The organism is Symmachiella macrocystis (genome assembly GCF_007860075.1).
Lineage (GTDB): Bacteria > Planctomycetota > Planctomycetia > Planctomycetales > Planctomycetaceae > Symmachiella > Symmachiella macrocystis.
Window position 1 is genome coordinate 986,864 of record NZ_SJPP01000003.1, and the last position, 20,815, is coordinate 1,007,678.

The 20,815-nt window shown below is 55.7% G+C and carries 11 protein-coding genes and 1 riboswitch; of the genes, 7 read left to right on the forward strand and 4 right to left on the reverse strand.

Features of this window, described 5'->3' with window-relative positions; translation table 11 throughout:
* The first annotated feature begins 33 nt into the window (after positions 1–33).
* The gene (locus tag CA54_RS27260) at positions 34–768 is read left to right on the forward strand and encodes a Uma2 family endonuclease (protein WP_146374130.1); all 735 of its coding nucleotides are present in this window, start codon (positions 34–36) and stop codon (positions 766–768) included.
* A 46-nt stretch (positions 769–814) separates the two neighbouring features.
* Here CA54_RS27260 and fusA read toward each other — a convergent pair whose 3' ends face one another.
* From fusA to ppdK, 3 genes are all read right to left on the reverse strand, one after another.
* Complete coding sequence (gene fusA / locus CA54_RS27265; protein ID WP_146374131.1) at positions 815–2,932, reverse strand: elongation factor G; 2,118 nt, start codon at positions 2,930–2,932, stop codon at positions 815–817.
* A gap of 347 nt (positions 2,933–3,279) precedes the next feature.
* The gene (locus tag CA54_RS27270; RefSeq protein WP_146374132.1) at positions 3,280–3,471 is read right to left on the reverse strand and encodes a hypothetical protein; all 192 of its coding nucleotides are present in this window, start codon (positions 3,469–3,471) and stop codon (positions 3,280–3,282) included.
* 108 nt (positions 3,472–3,579) lie between these two features.
* The gene (ppdK, locus tag CA54_RS27275) at positions 3,580–6,327 is read right to left on the reverse strand and encodes a pyruvate, phosphate dikinase (RefSeq protein ID WP_146374133.1); all 2,748 of its coding nucleotides are present in this window, start codon (positions 6,325–6,327) and stop codon (positions 3,580–3,582) included.
* A gap of 629 nt (positions 6,328–6,956) precedes the next feature.
* Here ppdK and CA54_RS27280 point away from each other — a divergent pair.
* Positions 6,957–7,415 (forward strand): response regulator, encoded by a 459-nt coding sequence (locus tag CA54_RS27280; protein ID WP_146374134.1) that lies wholly within the window; start codon positions 6,957–6,959, stop codon positions 7,413–7,415.
* 2 nt (positions 7,416–7,417) lie between these two features.
* On the opposite strand, the gene CA54_RS27285 is transcribed toward CA54_RS27280, so the two are convergent.
* Complete coding sequence (locus CA54_RS27285; RefSeq protein WP_146374135.1) at positions 7,418–9,214, reverse strand: arylsulfatase; 1,797 nt, start codon at positions 9,212–9,214, stop codon at positions 7,418–7,420.
* Positions 9,215–9,418: 204 nt separating this feature from the next.
* Between CA54_RS27285 and CA54_RS27290 the strand changes: the two genes are divergently transcribed.
* The 5 genes from CA54_RS27290 to CA54_RS27310 all read left to right on the forward strand — a co-directional run bounded on the left by CA54_RS27290 (position 9,419) and on the right by CA54_RS27310 (position 20,740).
* The gene (locus CA54_RS27290) at positions 9,419–10,141 is read left to right on the forward strand and encodes a CAAX prenyl protease-related protein (protein ID WP_146374136.1); all 723 of its coding nucleotides are present in this window, start codon (positions 9,419–9,421) and stop codon (positions 10,139–10,141) included.
* Positions 10,142–10,334: 193 nt separating this feature from the next.
* Positions 10,335–11,579 carry a sugar-transfer associated ATP-grasp domain-containing protein gene (locus CA54_RS27295; RefSeq protein WP_197532879.1) on the forward strand — a complete coding sequence of 415 codons (1,245 nt, stop codon included), beginning with the start codon at positions 10,335–10,337 and terminating at the stop codon, positions 11,577–11,579.
* A 70-nt stretch (positions 11,580–11,649) separates the two neighbouring features.
* Entirely contained in the window at positions 11,650–13,242 is a 1,593-nt protein-coding gene (locus CA54_RS27300; RefSeq protein ID WP_197532880.1) for a hypothetical protein, read from the forward strand.
* 27 nt (positions 13,243–13,269) lie between these two features.
* Complete coding sequence (locus CA54_RS27305) at positions 13,270–14,598, forward strand: diaminopimelate decarboxylase (RefSeq protein WP_146374139.1); 1,329 nt, start codon at positions 13,270–13,272, stop codon at positions 14,596–14,598.
* 413 nt (positions 14,599–15,011) lie between these two features.
* Positions 15,012–15,089, forward strand: a riboswitch (cyclic di-GMP riboswitch).
* 41 nt (positions 15,090–15,130) lie between these two features.
* On the forward strand, positions 15,131–20,740 hold the full coding sequence (locus CA54_RS27310; protein ID WP_146374140.1) for a PKD domain-containing protein: 5,610 nt from the start codon (positions 15,131–15,133) through the stop codon (positions 20,738–20,740).
* Positions 20,741–20,815 lie beyond the last annotated feature (75 nt).

Genomic DNA, 20,815 nt, shown 5'->3' on the forward strand with positions numbered 1-20,815 from the left:
CTGTTTCCCTCCCTTGAATAAGTCGGATTCGCTATGACTTCAGCTGCCGACAATTCTGCTGACAACCGGTCCCAACCCGGTACGTTTCCACCGCTTGCTTCGGGCGACCGCCTGACGCGCCCCGAATTTGAACGTCGCTACGCAGCTGCGCGCAACGTGCGAGCGGAGTTAGTAGAAGGGGTGGTCTACGTGCAAGCTGCGATTCGTCATCAACAACATGGGCAACCACATGCGCTCTTATCGGGGTGGTTGTCCTCTTATTTTATGGCCACGCATGGAACAGATGTCGGCGATGCCAGCACTTTGAGACTCGATGCGGACAACGAGCCGCAGCCTGATATCTTATTGCGGATTGATTCCGCATGTGGCGGCGCGTCGTCGATCGACGCGGAAGGTTACCTCACCGGGCCGCCGGAGTTGGTGGTGGAAATTGCGGCGAGCACGGCGAGTTATGACTTGCACGACAAACTCAACGCCTACCGCCGCAACGGGGTGCAGGAGTATCTGGTCTGGCGGGTTCTGGACGACGCGTTTGACTGGTTCGTACTTCGCAAAGGACGCTACGAACGTTTACCCGTGACCGAAACGGGTGTGATCCACAGCGAACTTTTTCCCGGCCTGTGGTTGGACACCACTGCCCTGCTGCGTGGCGATTTGGCAGCGGCAATCGCGACGCTCAAACCGGGGCTGGACTCGCCTGAGCATGCGGCATTTTGCCAACGGCTCGAGGAGTTGCGGACCAAAGAAAACAGCAAGGACGACCGATAACATTCGGCCGTCCTTGCTGCGTATCTTCAAGCGACATAAATCCGCGTTAGCGGGCCATCGCCATTTTTTCTTCCTTCTCCGCACGACGACGTTCAACGACTTCTTCCTGCACCGACTTAGGTGATTGCTTGTAGTGTGAAAACTCCATGCTAAACGAGCCTTTGCCTTGCGTCATGCTCCGTAGTTCGTTGGCATAATCGAACATGCTGGCCAACGGAACTTCGGCCAAAATGAAGCAGCTTCCCGAACGGTCTTCGCTGGAGGTCATAATTCCCCGCAGGCCGGACAGATGTCCGACAACGGGTCCTTGGTACTCCGTGGGGATTTCAACGTCTAACTTCATGATCGGCTCTAACAATGCCATTTTGGAATTCTTAAGAGCATCTCGCATGCAGTTGAACGCCGCAATGTTAAACGCCATGTCCGACGAGTCGACGTCGTGGTAGCTACCATCTTGCAGCACCATCTGCACGCCCACCACTTCGCATTCGCACAGCGGTCCTTTGACCAATGCACGTTGAAAACCTTGGTTGACGGCCGGGATGTATTCTTTGGGAATACGGCCACCGGTCACTTCGTCGACAAATTCGTACGGCTCCGGAGCATCCTCCGGCAAGGGAGTCAGTTTGCCCACAATATGTGCAAATTGACCGGAACCACCCGTTTGCTTCTTATGCTTGTGATTGAACTCAACCGGTCTTGTCGGACTTTCCCGATAGGCAACGCGCGGTTCACCCACAAGGCATTCCACTTTGTATTCGCGGCGAATACGTTCGAGGTAAACCTCTAAGTGTAACTGTCCCATACCCGCGATGATCGTCTGGGCCGATTCTTGGTCCGTTTCCACGCGGAACGTGGGATCTTCGCGGCGGAACCGCTGCAAGGCCTTTGCCAGTTTGTCCGCACCGTCCCGCTTGAGCGGTTCGACCGAAAGTCGAATGACCGGTTCGGGCACGAAAATGTTTTCCAAAGCATAATCCACACCGTCGCCGCAGAATGTATCGCCCGACGCGCAATCAACACCGATCACCGCGACAATGTCGCCGGCTTCGGCCAAGTCGACGTCTTCGCGATCATCCGCATGCATCCGCACAATCCGGCCGAATCGCACGTTGTTTCCGGTCCGTGTGTTGCGGTAGGATTGCCCTTTGGCCAACGAACCTTGGTAGATTCGCATGTAGGTCAATTGACCGAAAGTTTCGACGACTGTTTTGAAGGCCATCGCCACGAGCGGTTTTTCGGAATCTGATTCCAAAACGACTGACTCACCCTCTTCGCCTTCCTTGACGTTGGAGACATCCATCGCCGTGATTTCGCGATCCAACGGGCTGGGCAGATAGTCATAAACAGCATCGAGCAACGGCTGAACACCTTTGTTCTTAAACGCAGTCCCCATCATGACCGGCGTCAGATCTTGACGGAGGGTCACTTCTCGAATCAACGTTTTAATGGTGGCGACATCCACGTCGCCCTCTTCGAGCAACGTTTCCATCAACTCGTCGCTGAACAGCGACAAAGTCTCCAGCATGTGTTCGCGATATTCGTTTGCCAAGTCGGCGACCTTCTCCGGGATCTCTTCGTAGCGAACAATCTCGCCGTCCGTACCGTCAAAATAAATCGCCCGCATATTGACGAGATCAACAATGCCTTCGAGGTCCTGCTCTTTGCCGATCGGAATTTGCAAAGGAAGCGGGGTGCATCCCAGTTTCTCTTCAATTTGCTGAATTACGCTGAACGGATCGGCACCGGTGCGGTCCATTTTGTTAATGAACGCAATCCGTGGCGTGTGATACCGCTTCATTTGGCGATCCACGGTGAGCGATTGGCTTTGAACGCCGCCCACAGCGCAGAGCACGAGCACGGCCCCATCAAGCACGCGTAACGAACGTTCGACTTCGACCGTGAAGTCAACGTGTCCCGGCGTATCGATGACGTTGATCGGATTCCCGTTCCACTCCACGCGTGTCGCGGCGGAGGTGATCGTGATCCCCCGTTCTTTTTCCAGTTCCATGTGGTCCATGGTCGCGCCGTCACCGCCACCTTTGACTTCATTCATGCGGTGGATACGTCCGCAATAAAACAACATCCGCTCGGTGAGCGTCGTCTTACCGGAGTCGATATGGGCCGAAATGCCGATGTTGCGAAGTTTTTCTAAGTTTTTCATGGAACGTTCTCAACGCATTCTCAAAGGAATGTACGTCGCGGTTTAAGTGATACGGGCGTTCTCCGACGCTGGAGAATAGCGGATTCGATACGTAACGAACCCACCGCATGCTGCCCAAAAAAACTGGTTATTGTCTCCTCAATCCTAAGGACTGAGGATGAATCTCCGATGAACCTTTTTCGCTGTGCCGGGATTTAGCCGCGTCAATTGATCCGCAAATCATACGTTGATCGGCCAGACCGGGGCCGCTCAATCATCTCATAGACACGCTTGTGCCCATTAAGTTCTGTCCCGCGACGGCTTCAGTGCCCAAAGGCAATTGCCACGTGCCGAGGTCGGGGTGCGGATCAATACGTGCTCTTCACGCGGAAGGGAAGGTCGTCGCCGACGTTCATGCCGATCACAAACGTCATCCGGCAATCTCCGCGCCAAGGAGGAAGGAACTGACGAATTCTATCTGCGATGCCGATCGTAGGGAAGAGAAACTTTCCCGCAAATCGGTCAAATTCCGCGAATTCCACAACCAAAAAGGTTTTCACCGCAGTTCGGTGGCCGTTTTTGGCCTCTGAAAGGTGTAAAAAACACGGGTGAGTTGCCATGGCCCCCCACCCGTGTGAATCCGATCAATTCGCGGCATTTTTTGCCCGTCACCCCTGTGAAACTGCTGCTTGGGCCGCTGCCAAACGGGCAATCGGCACGCGGAACGGCGAACAGCTGACGTAGTTCAACCCGATACTGTGGCAGAACTTGACACTGGCCGGGTCGCCGCCATGTTCGCCGCAAATCCCGATTTTGAGATCTTTTCGCGAGCTACGACCCCCTTCGACACCAATTTTCATCAAGCCCCCCACGCCGTCGAAGTCGATCGTCTGGAACGGATCGTTGGGGACAATGTCGTGTTCGCGGTAGTAGCCAATAAATCCGCCGTAGTCGTCGCGGCTGATTCCCAGGGCGGTCTGCGTCAGGTCGTTGGTCCCGAAGCTGAAGAATTCCGCACCGGTGGCGATCTGATCGGCACAGACGGCGGCTCGCGGAACTTCGATCATCGTCCCGACCATGTATTCGACCTTTTGGCCGGTTTCAGCCATCACGGCTTCGGCTTGAGCCCGTACGATCTTCTCTTGGTCCTTGAATTCAGCCAAGAATCCGACGAGAGGGATCATGATTTCCGGATGGACGTCGATGCCTTCTTTTTTCACCGCACATGCGGCTTCCATGATGGCACGTGCTTGCATCGCTGTGATTTCCGGATAAACGATGCCCAAGCGGCATCCCCGGTGACCCAGCATCGGGTTCGACTCATGCAGCCCTTCGACGCGGCGATGAATCTCTTCTTGGGATTTGCCGGTCATTTTGGCCAACTGTCCAGCCAAGGCCGGGTCTTCTTCCAAATGCCGCTCCGAGAGGAACTCGTGCAGCGGCGGATCGAGCAAGCGAACCGTCACCGGTCGTCCTTCCATGGCGCGGAATAGACCCTCGAAGTCGCTGCGTTGGTACGGCAACAACTTGTCGATCGCCTTTTGACGGACTTCCTTGGTCTCAGCGAGAATCATCTCCCGGATTTCGTCGACATGATGGAAGAACATGTGCTCGGTCCGGCACAGTCCAATCCCTTCGGCTCCGAAGGCAATCGCTTCGGCGGCTTGTTCAGGGCTGTCCGCGTTGGTGCGAACATTCAACGTGCGGTGCTCGTCGACCCACTCCATCAACTGAGCGTAGCGCTTGTAGGTCTCTGATTTCTCCGGATCACCCGCTTTGTGGATGACCACATCCAAGACTTCACTTGGTTTGGTCGTGACACTCCCTTCGAAGACTTCGCCGGTGAATCCGTCGATGCTGATGTAGTCCCCTTCATTGAAGGACTTGCCTCCCACCGACATGGTTCCGGCTTGGTAGTCGATGTCCAATTCGGTCGCACCCACGATGCAGACTTTACCCATTTGCCGGCTAACGAGTGCGGCGTGGGAACTGGCTCCCCCGAAGGCGGTCAGAATGCCTTTGGCCGCTTGCATGCCTCGCAAATCTTCCGGGCTGGTTTCGCGGCGGACAAGAATCAATTGCACATCGTTATCGGCATTGTATTGGGCTTCCGCATCTTCGGCGTGGAAGCAGATCTTACCGTACGTCGCACCGGGACCGGCGTTGATGCCTTTGGTCAGCAGGCGACCTTCGGCGTCTGCTGCTGCCTTGGCATCGGGGTCGAAAATTGGCTGCAATAGTTGGTTGAGGTCGTCGGCCGGAATCCGCCGTGGATTCAGTGCTTCCTTCGGATCGATCAGGCCTTCGTTCACCAGATCGACAGCGATCCGCACAGCGGCAAAACCGGTCCGCTTGGCGTTACGTGTTTGCAACATCCAAACTTGACCATGCTGGACGGTGAACTCGATGTCCTGCACGTCTTTGTAGTGTTTTTCGAGGATCTTGCCGATTTCGTTCAACCGATCAAAGGCGGCCGGCATGTCGTCGTGCAGGCTTTCTTCGACGCGTTTGGTCGACCGAATTCCAGCCACCACGTCTTCGCCTTGGGCGTTGATCAGATAGTCGCCGCGAAATCCAGGTTCTCCCAGCGAGCAGTCGCGGGTCAGGCCGACACCCGAGGCGCTGTCGTCGCTGAGGTTCCCGAACACCATTGCCTGCACGTTGACGGCTGTGCCCCATTCGTGCGGAATGCCGTATTGGCGGCGATAGACCATGGCCCGGTCATTCATCCAACTGGAGAAGACAGCCCCGATGGCGCCCCACAGTTGATCGAGTGGTTCATCCGGAAAGTCGTTGCCGGTCCGTTCTTTGATAGCCGCCTTGAATTCCCTAACCAATTCCTTCAGGCCTGCGGCGCTCAAACCGGAATCAAATTCGACCCCTTCGGCCTCTTTTTTGACTTCCAGCAGGTGTTCGAACGGGTCGATTTCCTTTTTGTCCAGCGTCTTCATTTCCAAGACGACGTCGCCGTACATCTGCACAAAGCGGCGATAGCTGTCCCAGGCGAATTGTTCGTTGCCCGACTTTTTGGCCAAGGCGGCGACCGTCGTGTCGTTCAGTCCGATATTGAGCACCGTGTCCATCATGCCCGGCATCGATTCGCGGGCACCGCTACGGCAGGAAAGCAGCAAGGGGTTTTCGGTGCAGCCGAATTTGGCCCCCATGGCTTTTTCAATTTTCTCCAGAGCAGCAGCCACATCATCGCGCAGTTGTTCGGGATAGGTTTCGCCGTTGTCGTAGTAGTAAGTACAGACACCGGTCGAGATTGTGAATCCAGCCGGAACCGGCAGACCGATGCTGGTCATTTCGGCCAAGTTGGCGCCTTTGCCACCCAACTCATTTTTCATGGTGGCGCCGCCATCGGCTTTTCCGTCACCAAACGAAAACACGTATTTCGTTGCTGTTGCAGTCGTCATTCCAAACGTTCCTTGAGATGGCTCCGCGCGATTCTAATCTGAGCGGAACGAAAATAGAGGTTGTTAGTGATTCCGTCGGCGTCTCTGTCCCCACGCGAATCCCGGTGGGCGCAAGCCCTTATTGGGGGACGAGTACCGGTCATTGGCCCTCGCACAACCCGCACGCTCACCTGGTTTGTCGGCAGGTCGTGGGTTGCGCGAAAAAGGTCCTGTCTGCAGCCGTTCTGGATGAAACCGGACCTCCGGCGCAATTTCCCCTGAAGCAGACAGAAACCTATCATCGCCGCCGCCGACCGTCAACCCACCCGGCTCGACCCGATTACGCCGGAACACTCGGCCCACAGTCGGAATTTCTTTCCCGAACCAACCCGTGTCACCCGCGAGGGATGGTCATCCTCGGAAGAAAATACCCCGTCAGGGCGAAAAATCGGACGAACGATCCAGGTCACCGCACATGTTCCACCATTTTTCGGGATGACATGTGCACGGAGTTGGGTACAATAAATACGAGTTAACCGGTGTCAAAAGCGATTTGGCGGGTGGTACGAAACATTTTGAGGCGAGAACGGGCGAAACCCGATTAACGGCTCTGGACGAGAGTTGTCAATTTCGGCGACGCAGGTGGTGTAATGGACCAGAACACGGTCGGCAGGCCCATGGAAATCCTCTTGGTCGAGGACAGCCTCACCTTTGCGCGGATTGCGTTCGGCGCGCTAAAAAAAGGGGCCGTTCAACACCGCCTCACCTGGGTCACTGACGGCGAAGAGGCGATCGAATTCCTCTATCAACGCGGAAAGTTCTCCCGCGCTCCCCGACCCGACTTGATTCTGCTGGATCTCGGTTTGCCCAAGAAGGACGGTCGAGAGGTTCTGACGGAGATCAAACATGACGAGGAATTGAAACAGATCCCCGTCGTAGTCATGACCGCCTCGACCAACGCTATCGACATCCAACGGAGCGAAGAACTGCAAGTCCAAAGCTACATGACCAAACCGCTGAATCTGAAAAAGTTTCGCAAACTGGTCAAGGAACTTGCCCGCTACTGGCAGGAAGACATGATCCTGCCGGCTGAGCCTGCCGTTGACTGAAGCTACTTTGGCGATTCCGCCTGTTTGCTGACCAAGACCTGCCACGGACCGCGGACCGCTTCACGTTTTCCATTGTGCGTCAGTTCGACCATCAACCGCGCATCCCCGGCAGGCAACTCCACGTCGCGAAACGTGTGCTCCTTGGAATCCGCCGCCAGCTTAGCCGTTAAGGTTTTGTCCCCCACATTCAACGACAACGTCTCCTTAAATTCGCGCGGCTTATAGGTCACAGTTACGTCGTACCGTCCTGCTGTGGCCACGAACAATTCCCAGTAGCCACGCGAATCGGGTTGCCAACCGCTGTCACGACTGGTGCGCCGCCAATCTTGGCGGGTCAGCACCACTGGGTTTTCGTGCGGCGTGCCGAGATGAATTCGCGGCGGTGCATAATTGTCCGCCCGTGTGCTGCTGACGTCGTCGAACCAAGTTTCATACGCCTGCCGCATTTGCTTGGCGACATCAGCCTGCTCGGCAACAACATTGTGCATTTGCAGCGGATCGGCCGTCATGTCATACAACTCAAACTGCGGTGGTCGCGGCAATTTCTCGCGGCCAAAACCGGAGTCGTTCAGCAGCGTCCAATCTTGATTGATGGCGACAAAATTATGAAAGCGGACTGGCACATTGCCGCGGTGCGCCTGAATGTAAATCATGCGATCGGGCCAATCTTCCGCTTTGCCTTCCAACAATGGCAAAACACTCCGCCCATCCAGTTGGACTCCCTCGGGCACCGGCACCTCACAGGCATCCAGCAACGTCGGTAGTACATCAATATGTGCCGCAATGCGGTCGGAGCTTTGCCCCGCTTTCAACCGCGCCGGCCAATGCACATAAAACGGCGAGCGGACGCCCCCTTCATGAACACGTGATTTCATGCCCCGCATCCCAGCGACATAACGCATGCCGTTGGGGCCGTTGTCGACCATGAAGATCACCAGCGTATTGTCGGTGATGTTGAGCGCGTCGAGTTTTTCGAACAAGCGGCCTACGTTCACATCGACATTGCTGATCATCGCATAAATCCGCGCTCGTTTGTCTTGGTTCGCTTTTTTCGGCAAGCGGTGTCCCCTCTCCTGTGGAAATTGGTCGTTCCCTAGATCGACCTTCTTGTACTGCGCGTATTCCGCTTCCGGGACGTCATCAAACGGTCCGTGCGGTGCGTTGGTTGGGATGTAAGCGAAAAACGGCGTGTGGGAATCATGTTGCGTCTCGATCCAATTCATTGCTGCGTCGAAATAGACGTCGGTGCAATACCCTGTTTGCGGCGCCTCTTGGCCGTTGTGAAACAGAATCGGATCGGTGTATTTGCCTTCGCCGCCCGGGGGATCAGAGGGTTGCCCAATCCCGCCGCCACGGATCACGAATGATTCCTGAAATCCCTGGTCCATCGCGCGCAGCGGATAGTTGTCTCCCAAATGCCATTTGCCGAAGATGCCTGTCGCGTATCCAGCGGCGCCGAGCATTTCGGCGATCGTTACCTCCTCGGTCTCCATCATCGCCCGCCCAATGTAGGTATCGATCGCCCGCGTGCGGTAGTTGTAGCGGCCCGTCATCAAGCAGGCTCGCGTTGGGGCGCAGACCGGAGAGACATAAAACCGCTCCATCTGCGCGCTGCGTCTGGCCATCGCATCGATATTCGGCGTGCGAATCAACGGATTGCCCGTTGCTCCCAAATCGCCGTACCCCTGATCGTCGGTCATGATCAAAATCACATTCGGCCGATCCGCTGCCGTAACAGCAGCCGCATCCACGAATCCGACCAGACCGTACAACCCGACCAAGACTAGGAACGCTCTCATACCAGATACTCTCCAGTGACGTGAAAAGAAACCAACCCTAACGTTACCCGGAAACCGATGCTGTGGGGAGTCTCCGCCGCAATTCGATCCCGTATCCCGCAGGCCCGGCGGATGTTATTGGTAATTGAAACAGCTTGCCCGGCATGAGCCCATAGATGTGCTAGAATTTGGCGAAACCGCTCCCCACTCCGAGAATGCCGCGCCATGTCCACACCTGACGAAAATAGGGATCTTGCTCCCGCTGCTTTCGGCTCCAGTCCGGTATTGGCGTATGTGCTTCCGTTTGTGCTGTTCATGGTACTCGGCGCCGCTGAAGGTTGGGAACCGCTCAAACCGTATTATCCGTTCGTCTATACCGCCAAGATCGCCATCGTACTGGGGAGTTGGTGCTATTTCCGTCGTCGCTACCCTGCCCCTTCAACCGCCGGCCTTGGCTGGGGTGTCCTGGCGGGTATCGTTGGTGTTGTCGTCTGGATTGCGTTGTGGAAACTCAATCTCGAACGCCATATTGCCGACATCCTGCCGAGTTGGCTCTATTCCGCTGAACGCATCGGCTACGACCCGTTCACGGCCATCACCTCAACCGGCGGCGCCTGGGCGTTCATCGCAGTCCGCCTGTGCGGGTTGGCGCTGGTTGTGCCGTTGATGGAAGAGGTCTTCTGGCGCGGGTTTTTGATTCGTTATCTGGTCAAAGATGACTTCGAATCGGTCCCGGTCGGCACGTTCACCCCTTGGAGTTTTTCCGCCGTGGTCGTGCTCTTTACATTAGCGCACCCGGAACTCCTAGCCGCCGCCATTTGGTGCGCCGGCATCAACTGGGTGTTGTACCGGACTAAAAACCTCTGGGCCTGTATCACTGCGCATGCGGTGACGAATCTGTTGCTTGGGGTCTATATCCTTGCTACCGGCTCCTGGGCGCTCTGGTAAACCGATCGCTGCGGTCTACTCGTTGCTTGATCAAGCAACAGGCTGTTGCCGGCATAACCGGCACACTCCTCCCTACCCTCCTTTGGGAGGCACGTTGCGAAATAGCATCACGCGTTTTCCCGACGCAACGTGATATCGCAAAGTAGAGTTGAATGTCTGAACGCAGAAGCTCCGAAATATGAGGAATCTAGAGATGGCGAATACCGATTTTGCATTGGATCAAAAAACCGAAACTCCCGGCTTGGAATACCTACGCTGGATGCAAGAGGCGACCGCGCAAGGCAAAGGCTTGGGTGGACTGGTTCGCGAAATCGCCGGCCTGATGTGGGGACCGGGCAAGTTGCAGCCGAACGAATACTTTATGTACAAGCTGTACGACGATCAGCGTTATGGCGCCGACGTTAAAAAAACCTTCTTGGGCGCTCAGCGGCACCACGAATTGCTGGCTGCTCTGGACATGCCCTGGCCGAAAATCGCCAACGACAAGCCGACTTTGACGGCGCTGTTGCGAGGCCACGAATTGCCGATTCCCGAAACACAAGCCATGCGGCATGCCGCTCGGACTTTTCCGGGAGCAAAACCGCTGTTCAGCCGCGAGGACGTGCTGCGATTTCTTCGCCAAGAGGCCGTCTATCCGCTGTTCACAAAACCAACCGCCGGCGCCTGTAGCTTAGGCGTGGCCAATATCGAATCCTATGACGCTGACGCTGATTGCCTGCTGACCAGCGACGGACGGCAGGTCTCAGTCGAAGATTTCGCCGATCAAGCCGAACAATTCGCGGCCGATGGCTATTTGTTCCAATCACGACTCACACCACACCCTCAGATGGCCGACATCGTGGGAAACCGCATTAGCACGGTGCGTATGTTCGTGTTGGTGGACGAACAAGGTCCGGTGCTGTTGCGAGCTGCTTGGAAAATCCCGGGCGCCGAAACAGTGGCCGACAACTTCTGGCGTGCCGGCAACATGCTGGGCGGCGTCGATGTTGAAACGGGCAATGTCACGCGGGTGTTGATGCGAACGGCTGAAGGAACCGAACCGGTCGAGGAACATCCGGTGACCGGCACCAAATTTGACGGTCTGACATTCCCCGAATGGGATGCGATGAAAGATCTCGTCATGCGAGGCGCAGCGGCGGTCCCCTCCTGCCACCTGCAAGGTTGGGATGTCGCACTGACTGATCAAGGCCCTGTGCTGATTGAACTGGAAGGCGACGGCGGCGATTCGATCATGGAACAACTCTGTTTCGATACTGGATTGCTGCAAGGCCGTTACCTGGACTTCCTGAATAAGGCCATGCTGCAACGCAAAGAAAACGCAAAATCCGCCAAACGCCGCTCACGCAAAAAGCTGTGGGCCAATCTCTCGCAGTTGAACATGAACGCACAACGCAGCGGCGACACGGAGAGTGAACCGACCACGACGCACAGTGCGTGAAACCACGGAAACCAACCGCGACTGGAAACGGACGTCTTACTTAGATTTGCACAGCACCAAAGAAGTACTCATGCATCCGAATACCAAAGCGCCGCTGGAAGAGCTTCTGGTTTCCGGCGGCGACAACCGTCTCAACCTGCTAGGCGGGGAACGGCTCAATAAATATGGATGCGGTCCGCAACCACGGTCCGTCGTTCCATTTGGATCGTGCACGAGTTCTTCTACTTCGCTCCGCGGTTATGCGAAAGCGATGCGAACATTGCGTATACTGCAGGGACAAGAGGACTTCGACACGGCGGTCTCCCAGTGCGCACAATCGATCCGCACACGACTGGCCGAACTGCTTGAGTTGAACGCCGACGTCGACATTGCCTTGGCCCCCTCGGGGACGGATGTCGAATTTCTTGCCGTCGCATTGGCGAGTGGGATTTCTAAGAAACAGATCGTCAACATCGTTGTCGGCCCGGGCGAAGTCGGCAGTGGAACCCCGTTGGCGGCCGGATGTTGTCACTATGACACCCAAACGCCCAATGGCCGCAGAAACAAACAGGGAACGCCGATTGACGACGAACTGGCGTCGCGCGTCAGCGTAAAAACCGTCGACATTCGCGGCGCTGGCGGACGGCAGTTGGAAGAATCAGAAATCAACGCCGAAGTCACCCAACTAGTCGTCGATTCCAGCAACGAAGATACGGTCGTGCTCTTGCACATCGTGGCCCACAGCAAAACCGGTGTCTTCGCTCCCAGCTATGCCTGTGTCGAGCGGTTACAAGCTGCCTTTCCTGAATTGGTTGTGGTCATCGATGCTGCTCAAGGACGCATCAGCCGCGCGGGATTGCGTGACGCGTTGGACCGCGGCTATCTGGTGATTTTTACAGGATCCAAATTTTACGGCGGGCCCCCCTTCTCCGGTGCGCTGCTCATCCCGCAGACGTTTGACGAAACCATCCAATCACTGGGCCAACTTCCGCAGGGATTCGGCGATTATTTTTCTGCCGCTGAAATGCCCGAACGGTGGACCGCCATCCGCGACGTACTGCCCAAGAAATCCAACCTCGGCGTTGTGCTGCGCTGGACAACCGCACTGGCGGAGATCGATGCCTACTACGCTGTGCCGGAATTGACGCGGGACTGGGTATTGAATTGCTTTGAAACCAAAGCCCTTCAGATCCTCGGCGAATCCTCAGTCTTCAAATTACTGCCAACCACTCCGGCTCCGCATGACGAAGAAATCGACCGTCCGTTAGAAGCGCGGACAACCGTCGTGGGCTTCTGGATCAAACCAGCGGGAGCGGAAAGCAATCTGGAGAAAACGGACCTGGCCCATCTGCATTACAATCTGAATCGCGACATCTCCGCTCAATACCCTGAATGGGACACGGACGTGACTTCGCAATGTTTCCATATCGGGCAACCGGTCAACCTCGGTACTGCCGGCTATATTCTGCGGGTTGCGATTGGTGGAGAGTTGGTTGTCCGCGTTGCGACCGACGCACGCTTGGGGCGTACATTCGACGAACGCTTGACTTGGTTGCAGCGGCAAATTATGAATCTGCGACGCAAAGTGGAATGCCTTGTTGGAGTGGATATCGACGCCGATTCGGCAATTCGCGATCCTGGCATGGAGCTGCCGCTCAAACTGCCTGCCGCCAACTTAAAATAAGTCTCTGAGTTTTGCGAAAGCGGACGGATGGATGCCTTCGGTCGCCGAATTTCATTGGACGAAGCTGCTGCCGTAGTGCAAGCCGCGCAGTTGCACGGACCGCTAGCTGACGCGCCATCCGCCATTTTTCACAACCTGCGTCTCATGCGGTCGCGGTTGGTCGAACTCCAATCAGCGTTCCCCCCCAACACGTTGCACGCGATTGCAATCAAGGCCAATCCAGTGTTGGAAATCCTCCGCACTGTCGTCCGCGAAGGCTGTGGGTTGGAGGCAGCTAGTCTTGAAGAAGTGCAACTCGCTCTCGCCGCCGGATGCCCGCCACAACGGGTGATCTTCGACTCGCCCGCAAAAACCACGGATGAAATCTGCCAAGCTTTGGACGCGGGTATTTATCTGAACGTCGATAACTTTGAGGAACTCCAGCGGATCGCCACCCAGTTGCAGACGCGTTCCTCGAACTCTGTGATTGGCCTGCGGGTGAATCCTCAAGTTGGCGGCGGTACAATCTCGCTGACAAGTGTTGCCAACACCGACTCCAAATTCGGCATTCCGCTCTCCACAAACCGGGCGGCGATTCTAGAAGCTTTTGCGACCCACGAATGGCTCAGCGGCCTGCACATCCATGTCGGATCGCAAGGCTGTGCCATGGGACTGCTGACCGACGCCATTACGATCGCCGACACGTTGCTCAAAGAAATCGAACAACACAGCGGCCGCGCGGTCACGCATCTCGATATCGGCGGCGGCTTGCCAACCGTGTACCAATCCGAATTGACCGCTCCCACGCCGGCCGAGTACGTCGCTGAGATCCGTAAGCGCGCCCCGGATGTTTTGTCTCCCACGCTGCAACGAATCACCGAATTTGGTCGCGCGGTCCAAGCCAATTGCGGATTCGCCGCCAGTCGGGTGGAATACTACAAATCCGCACAACAGATGGCGGTGATCCACCTCGGCGCGGACTTCCTGCTACGCCCCGTCTATCGCCCGGACGATTGGCCGCACGAGTTTTTTGTATTGGATGCACAGGGCCTTCCTAAAAAAAGTGACCTACGCCCCGTGACGATCGTGGGACCACTTTGTTTCGGCGGCGACATCGTGGCCCGTGACGCGCTCCTGCCTGCGATCGCAGCGGGCGATTGGATCGTCATCCGCGACGTTGGCGCCTATACGCTGAGCATGTGGTCCCGGCATTGCAGCCGCGGCATCCCAGCGGTCATCGGCTACGAACCTGATAGCCTGGAGGCCATGCGCGTCCTCCGGCCGGCCGAATCGCCGGAGGATATTGTGCGCTATTGGGGCAACGGCGAATATATTCGTAGCCACGAGCAAGACGAATGGTCAAACCTAGATTCGTGAGATGTGAACAACTTGCACGGTGTGATACGGCTGAAATCGTAGGACTGAGCATTGTGCTCTATTCCATGTTTTCGTCCGTACTTGACTCAATCCAGAAAGTCTGGTTAACTAACATCCCTTTCGGAAACCCCCTATTGTCAATAGGGCAAGCAGACAACCAAAACGAGACCTATCCCCACACGTTTTGAGGAGTGAGAGTCCTGCTAAATCAGTTGTTGTTGGGCCAGACAACATACACGGCGGGTGAAACCTCTTCGCCGCAATTCTCTGTCTAATATTCCGAGCAGCATCAGCGGGTTCTCTTTGACACGATGTCATTTATGAGACACGTTTGAATAGCAACAGCGTGTTGCCGCTTTTTGGTAACGCGCTGCTGTCATAAATACCGCGGGCTGCTGCAACTCCTCCAGAGCCTTCGATAAAGGCAAACCCGTCGTGAGGCGGGGACGCAAAGCCATGGGTCTCGCTCCAGAGATTGCCAGGTTCCCGAAAAGGTCGATCCCAACTCAAACCGGTTTGGAGGAATGCAGCCATGCTTTTCCGCGCACGATCAACTTCCACGTCCACGCAAACCCCTGAAGCGGACACTGCTTCGCTGCTCTCGCGTTTGATCGGCTGCGCACTTCCCAAGCAACTTCGGCCACGCAATTCGCGCTCCACCGATTCGTTGAAATTCGAGACGCTGGAAAGCCGTCTCGTCATGTCCGGCAGCCTTGAGCTGAATGGCGGGATTGAAGAGGACAATAACACAGGTCACCCTCAGTTATGTGGCTGTGGCTGCTGCGGCGCTGGATACTTCAACGAACTGAACACCCTCGAATTGAATTCGACCTCTGACGAATCAGGAGACGGAGAACAATTCCCGCTGGAAAGTCTGCCGTTGCTCTCCAGCAATTCCAACGCATCGGTGAAATTGTATCTGGATTTTGACGGACACTTCGAATCCAATTGGGGCTCCTATAGCAATATCACAACGCCGGCTTTTAGCCTGGATGGAGATTACAGCTCATTCAGTACCGCCGAAATCAATTCGATCACCGAAATCTGGCAACGCGTCTCTGAGGACTATGCCTCTTTCAACATCGACGTGACCACGATTGATCCCGGCGACTTCAGCAATGGAAATGCCCTGCGGGTGGCCATTGGCGGCAACAGTAGTTGGTACAGCAGCGGCGCGGGGGGCGTGGCCTACATCAATACGTTCACCAACTCCATCGTGAACACGGTCTACGTGTTTCCCGACAATCTGGCAAAAAACGCCAAATACATCGCCGAGGCATCATCGCATGAAGCGGGGCATGGGTTCGGGCTGAGACATCAAAGCACATATGACAACGGCGTTAGGACCAACGAATACAATCCAGGCAGCGGCGACTGGGCGCCGATCATGGGGGTTTCGTATTACAAAGCGCGGACCACTTGGCACGATGGCAATTCGACATCAGCCAATACGTATCAAGACGACATGGCGGTCATTGCGCGGGGGACAAACGGCTTTGGTTATCGGACCGACGATCATGGCGATATCAATTCGGCAACGACCTTGTCCTTCGCCGGCAATAATGCGACCGCTTCGGGTATCATCGAACGCATGAGCGATGAAGACGCGTTCTCCTTCTCGACAACCGGGGGGCAAGTGGACTTGTCCGTCAATGTCGCTGAAGTCGGCGCAAATCTGGACTCCGTCATCGAGTTGCGGACCGCATCCGGTCAACTGATTGCCACCGCCGACCCGTCGGGAAGCTACGGAGCTGTTATTTCGACCAATGTCGCCGCCGGTGATTATGTGCTGATCGTCCGTAGCACCGGTGAATACGGTTCGGTGGGACAATTCACGGTTTCGGCAACCCGCAGTGATTCCGCTTCGACGAACGAAATCTCGATTACTGGAAACACCTCGGTGGCAGCAGGCGAGTTGTACACGTTGAATCTCACAGAAGCCAATGCCCAATCCTCAACGATCAGCAGTTGGACCATCAATTGGGGCGATGGCAACATTCAGACCATCAATGGAAACCCCAGTACGGTCACCCACGTTTACGCCGAAGGTCCGAATGCGTTCAGTATTTCCGCAACCGCCACCGACGCCGCAGGCACCTACCAATCCAACACGTTGACGGTCGATGTATTCGATCCCGCACCGGAATTGGCGATTTCCGGTTCGAGCATTGTGGCAGAAGGTTCGACTTACGCACTAGGTCTCTCAGCCGATGGCAGTGGCGCAGCAACGATCACGGAGTGGACCATCAACTGGGGCGACGGCACGATCCAGACCATCAACGGCAATCCCAACTCCGCCAGCCACGTCTACGCCGATGGCACTGCTGCTTACACAATCCAAGCGACCGCCACCAACGCGACCGGCACATTTTCCGCCAACACGCAAGCCGTCACGGTGAACAACGTCGATGCCACGTTGAATATTTCCGGAAATAGTTCGGTTGGCGAAGGCATCACTTATACGCTGTTCCTTGCCTCCACTGACCCTGGTGCGGATACGATCAGTAGCTGGACGATCAACTGGGGTGACGGCACGATCCAAACGATTAACGGTGATCCGACTTACGCGACGCACGTCTACGTGGGCAGCGGACAGTATGCGATCTCTGCCACCGCTAGCGACGAAGATGGCAGTTACCTGTCAAACGCCGTGGCGGTTAACGTCCAAGAAGTCGCTCCGCAATTGAGTATCGCCGGCTCGGGAAACACTGCGGAAGGTTCGACCTACAACCTAACGCTCAATGCCGATGGCAGCGGTGCCGACACGATCTCGCAGTGGACCATCAACTGGGGTGACGGCACAATTGAGACAATCAACGGCAATCCCAACTCGGCAAGTCATGTTTACGCCGACGGTACTGCCGCCTTCACAATCCAAGCGACCGCCACCAACGCGGCCGGAACATTTTCCGCTAATAACCTGGCCGTCACGGTGAACAACGTCGACGCAACCTTGAACATTTCGGGAAACAGTTCGGTTGGTGAAGGCAACACCTATACACTGAACCTCTCCTCCACCGATCCCGGCGCGGACACGATCAATAGCTGGACGATCAACTGGGGTGACGGCACGATTCAAACGATCAACGGCGATCCGACCTACGCCACGCACATCTACGCGGGCAGCGGACAGTATGCGATCTCTGCCACCGCTAGTGATGAAGATGGTAGCTACCAGTCCAACGCCATGGCGGTAAATGTTCAAGAAGTCGCTCCGCAATTAAATATCTCCGGCTCAGGAAACACTGCCGAAGGTTTGTCTTACAACCTGACACTGAATGCCGATGGCAGCGGTGCCGACACGATCACGCAGTGGACGATCAATTGGGGCGACGGCACGATTGAGACGATTAACGGCAACCCCAACTCCGCCAGCCATGTCTACGCCGACGGTACTGCCGCCTTCACAATCCAAGCGACCGCCACCAACGCGGCCGGCACATTTTCCGCCAATACGCAGGCCGTCACGGTAAACAACGTCGACGCCACGCTCAATATTGTCGGCAACAGTTCGATCGACGAGGGCGAAACCTACACGCTGAGTCTCTCTTCCACTGATCCCGGTGCCGACACAATCAGCAGTTGGACGATCAATTGGGGTGACGGCACGATCGAAACGATTAACGGTGATCCCTCTTCTGCCACGCACCTCTACACCGGTGGTGGACAGTATGCGATCTCTGCTACCGCTAGCGACGAGGATGGCAGTTACCAGTCCAACGCTGTGGCGGTCAATGTCGTCGCGGACTTGGGTCCGGTGTTAAATTTCAACGACTACACAATCGACTCATATGCGGGACGCCAAGACAAGAACGGAACGGTGAGCATCGAAGATGAAGGAGCAACGCTAAGGCTGGTCGGCAACCTATGGAAAAGCATTGAGTTGCCCACGACGATCACAGCCGACACCGTGCTGGAATTCGATTTCCGCAGTTCGGCGCAAGGAGAAATCCACACTATCGGGTTCGACAACGATTTATCTCTCAGTCCAGAGTTCAGTTTCCAATTGTACGGAACGCAGAATTATGGATTCAGCGACTTTCGCAACTATGAGAATGACGCACCCGGCACGGTCCATTATCGCATCCCTGTCGGCGAATTCTTCACAGGAAGCATGCAGTGGCTGACATTTGGAAATGATCATGACGTCGCTGGCGCCGATGGAGAGAGCGTTTATTCCAACATCAAGATTTATGACTCGTCGGCAAGCGTATCAATCTCAGGATCGAACGTGAGTGACGAGGGTTCCGAGTACGTCTTGTCGCTCAACGGCGGCCAACAGATCGACCCCATTAGCAGTTGGGAAATCAATTGGGGTGATGGCACGATTGAGACGATCAACGGCAACCCCAACTCCGCCAGCCATGTCTACGCCGACGGTACTGCCGCCTTCACAATCCAAGCGACCGCCACCAACGCGGCCGGCACATTTTCTGCCAATACGCAGGCCGTCACGGTGAATAACGTCGACGCAACGCTCAATATTGTCGGTAACAGTTCGATCGAAGAGGGCGAAACCTACACGCTGAGTCTCTCTTCCACTGATCCCGGTGCCGACACAATCAGCAGTTGGACAATCAATTGGGGTGACGGCACGATTCAATCGATCAATGGTGATCCGACTTACGCGACGCACGTCTATGCGGCTGGTGGACAGTTTACAATCTCTGCGACGGCCAGCGATGAAGATGGTACGTATCAATCCAACTCATTCGGTCTCAGCGTGATTGGAGCGGCTCCGCAATTAAGTATCTCCGGCTCAGGAAACACTGCCGAAGGTTCGTCTTACAACCTGACACTGAATGCCGATGGCAGCGGTGCCGACACGATCACGCAGTGGACGATCAATTGGGGCGACGGCACGATTGAGACGATTAACGGCAACCCCAACTCCGCCAGCCATGTCTATGCCGACGGTACTGCCGCCTTCACAATCCAAGCCACCGCCACTAACAGCGCCGGCACATTTTCCGCCAATACACTGGCCATTACGGTGAACAACGTCGACGCAACGTTGAACATTTCGGGAAACAGCTCGGTTGGCGAAGGCAATACTTATACGTTGTTCCTCGCCTCCACCGACCCCGGTGCGGATACGATCAGTAGCTGGACGATCAACTGGGGTGACGGCACGCTTCAAACGATTAACGGTGATCCAACTTACGCGACGCACGTCTACGCGGGCAGCGGCCAGTATGCGATCTCCGCTACCGCTAGCGACGAGGATGGCAGTTACCAGTCCAACGCTGTGGCGGTCAATGTCGTCGCGGACTTGGGTCCGGTGTTAAATTTCAACGACTACACAATCGACTCATATGCGGGACGCCAAGACAAGAACGGAACGGTGAGCATCGAAGATGAAGGAGCAACGCTAAGGCTGGTCGGCAACCTATGGAAAAGCATTGAGTTGCCCACGACGATCACAGCCGACACCGTGCTGGAATTCGATTTCCGCAGTTCGGCGCAAGGAGAAATCCACACTATCGGGTTCGACAACGATTTATCTCTCAGTCCAGAGTTCAGTTTCCAATTGTACGGAACGCAGAATTATGGATTCAGCGACTTTCGCAACTATGAGAATGACGCACCCGGCACGGTCCATTATCGCATCCCTGTCGGCGAATTCTTCACAGGAAGCATGCAGTGGCTGACATTTGGAAATGATCATGACGTCGCTGGCGCCGATGGAGAGAGCGTTTATTCCAACATCAAGATTTATGACTCGTCGGCAAGCGTATCAATCTCAGGATCGAACGTGAGTGACGAGGGTTCCGAGTACGTCTTGTCGCTCAACGGCGGCCAACAGATCGACCCCATTAGCAGTTGGGAAATCAATTGGGGTGATGGCACGATTGAGACGATCAACGGAGACAGTGCCGTAGCGGGCGTCCATGGAGACGGGGAATACTATAAAGTTTCCAAAGAAAGCAGCCAGACTGCTGTTGAGTTGTCCCGGAATTCTCAGCAGACACAATCGGGCAATAGCATTTCGACTGGCACGGTAAATCGTCTTGCCCGGTGGGAGCAATGGTTTACTATCCAAGCAAACTCAACAAACTATCAACCGCTGTTCCCGGCGTCGCAGTCCGACGAGATTGATCCAAGAGAATTATTCTTCGCGGAATACGGCAAAGAGGTGTAATAAACCTGTTGCGTAAAGCAATCATCCGGGGTACTCCCAAACCAATACGGCGGCAGCGCATTGTCGCTCGTTTCT

What these genes read in the sequence shown, in the direction of transcription:
- CA54_RS27260 (WP_146374130.1), top strand. Translation starts at nt 34, where the DNA reads ATGACTTCAGCTGCCGACAATTCTGCTGACAACCGGTCCCAACCCGGT.
- fusA (WP_146374131.1), bottom strand. Translation starts at nt 2,932, where the DNA reads ATGAAAAACTTAGAAAAACTTCGCAACATCGGCATTTCGGCCCATATC.
- ppdK (WP_146374133.1), bottom strand. Translation starts at nt 6,327, where the DNA reads ATGACGACTGCAACAGCAACGAAATACGTGTTTTCGTTTGGTGACGGA.
- CA54_RS27280 (WP_146374134.1), top strand. Translation starts at nt 6,957, where the DNA reads ATGGACCAGAACACGGTCGGCAGGCCCATGGAAATCCTCTTGGTCGAG.
- CA54_RS27285 (WP_146374135.1), bottom strand. Translation starts at nt 9,214, where the DNA reads ATGAGAGCGTTCCTAGTCTTGGTCGGGTTGTACGGTCTGGTCGGATTC.
- CA54_RS27290 (WP_146374136.1), top strand. Translation starts at nt 9,419, where the DNA reads ATGTCCACACCTGACGAAAATAGGGATCTTGCTCCCGCTGCTTTCGGC.
- CA54_RS27295 (WP_197532879.1), top strand. Translation starts at nt 10,335, where the DNA reads ATGGCGAATACCGATTTTGCATTGGATCAAAAAACCGAAACTCCCGGC.
- CA54_RS27300 (WP_197532880.1), top strand. Translation starts at nt 11,650, where the DNA reads ATGCATCCGAATACCAAAGCGCCGCTGGAAGAGCTTCTGGTTTCCGGC.
- CA54_RS27305 (WP_146374139.1), top strand. Translation starts at nt 13,270, where the DNA reads ATGGATGCCTTCGGTCGCCGAATTTCATTGGACGAAGCTGCTGCCGTA.
- CA54_RS27310 (WP_146374140.1), top strand. Translation starts at nt 15,131, where the DNA reads ATGCTTTTCCGCGCACGATCAACTTCCACGTCCACGCAAACCCCTGAA.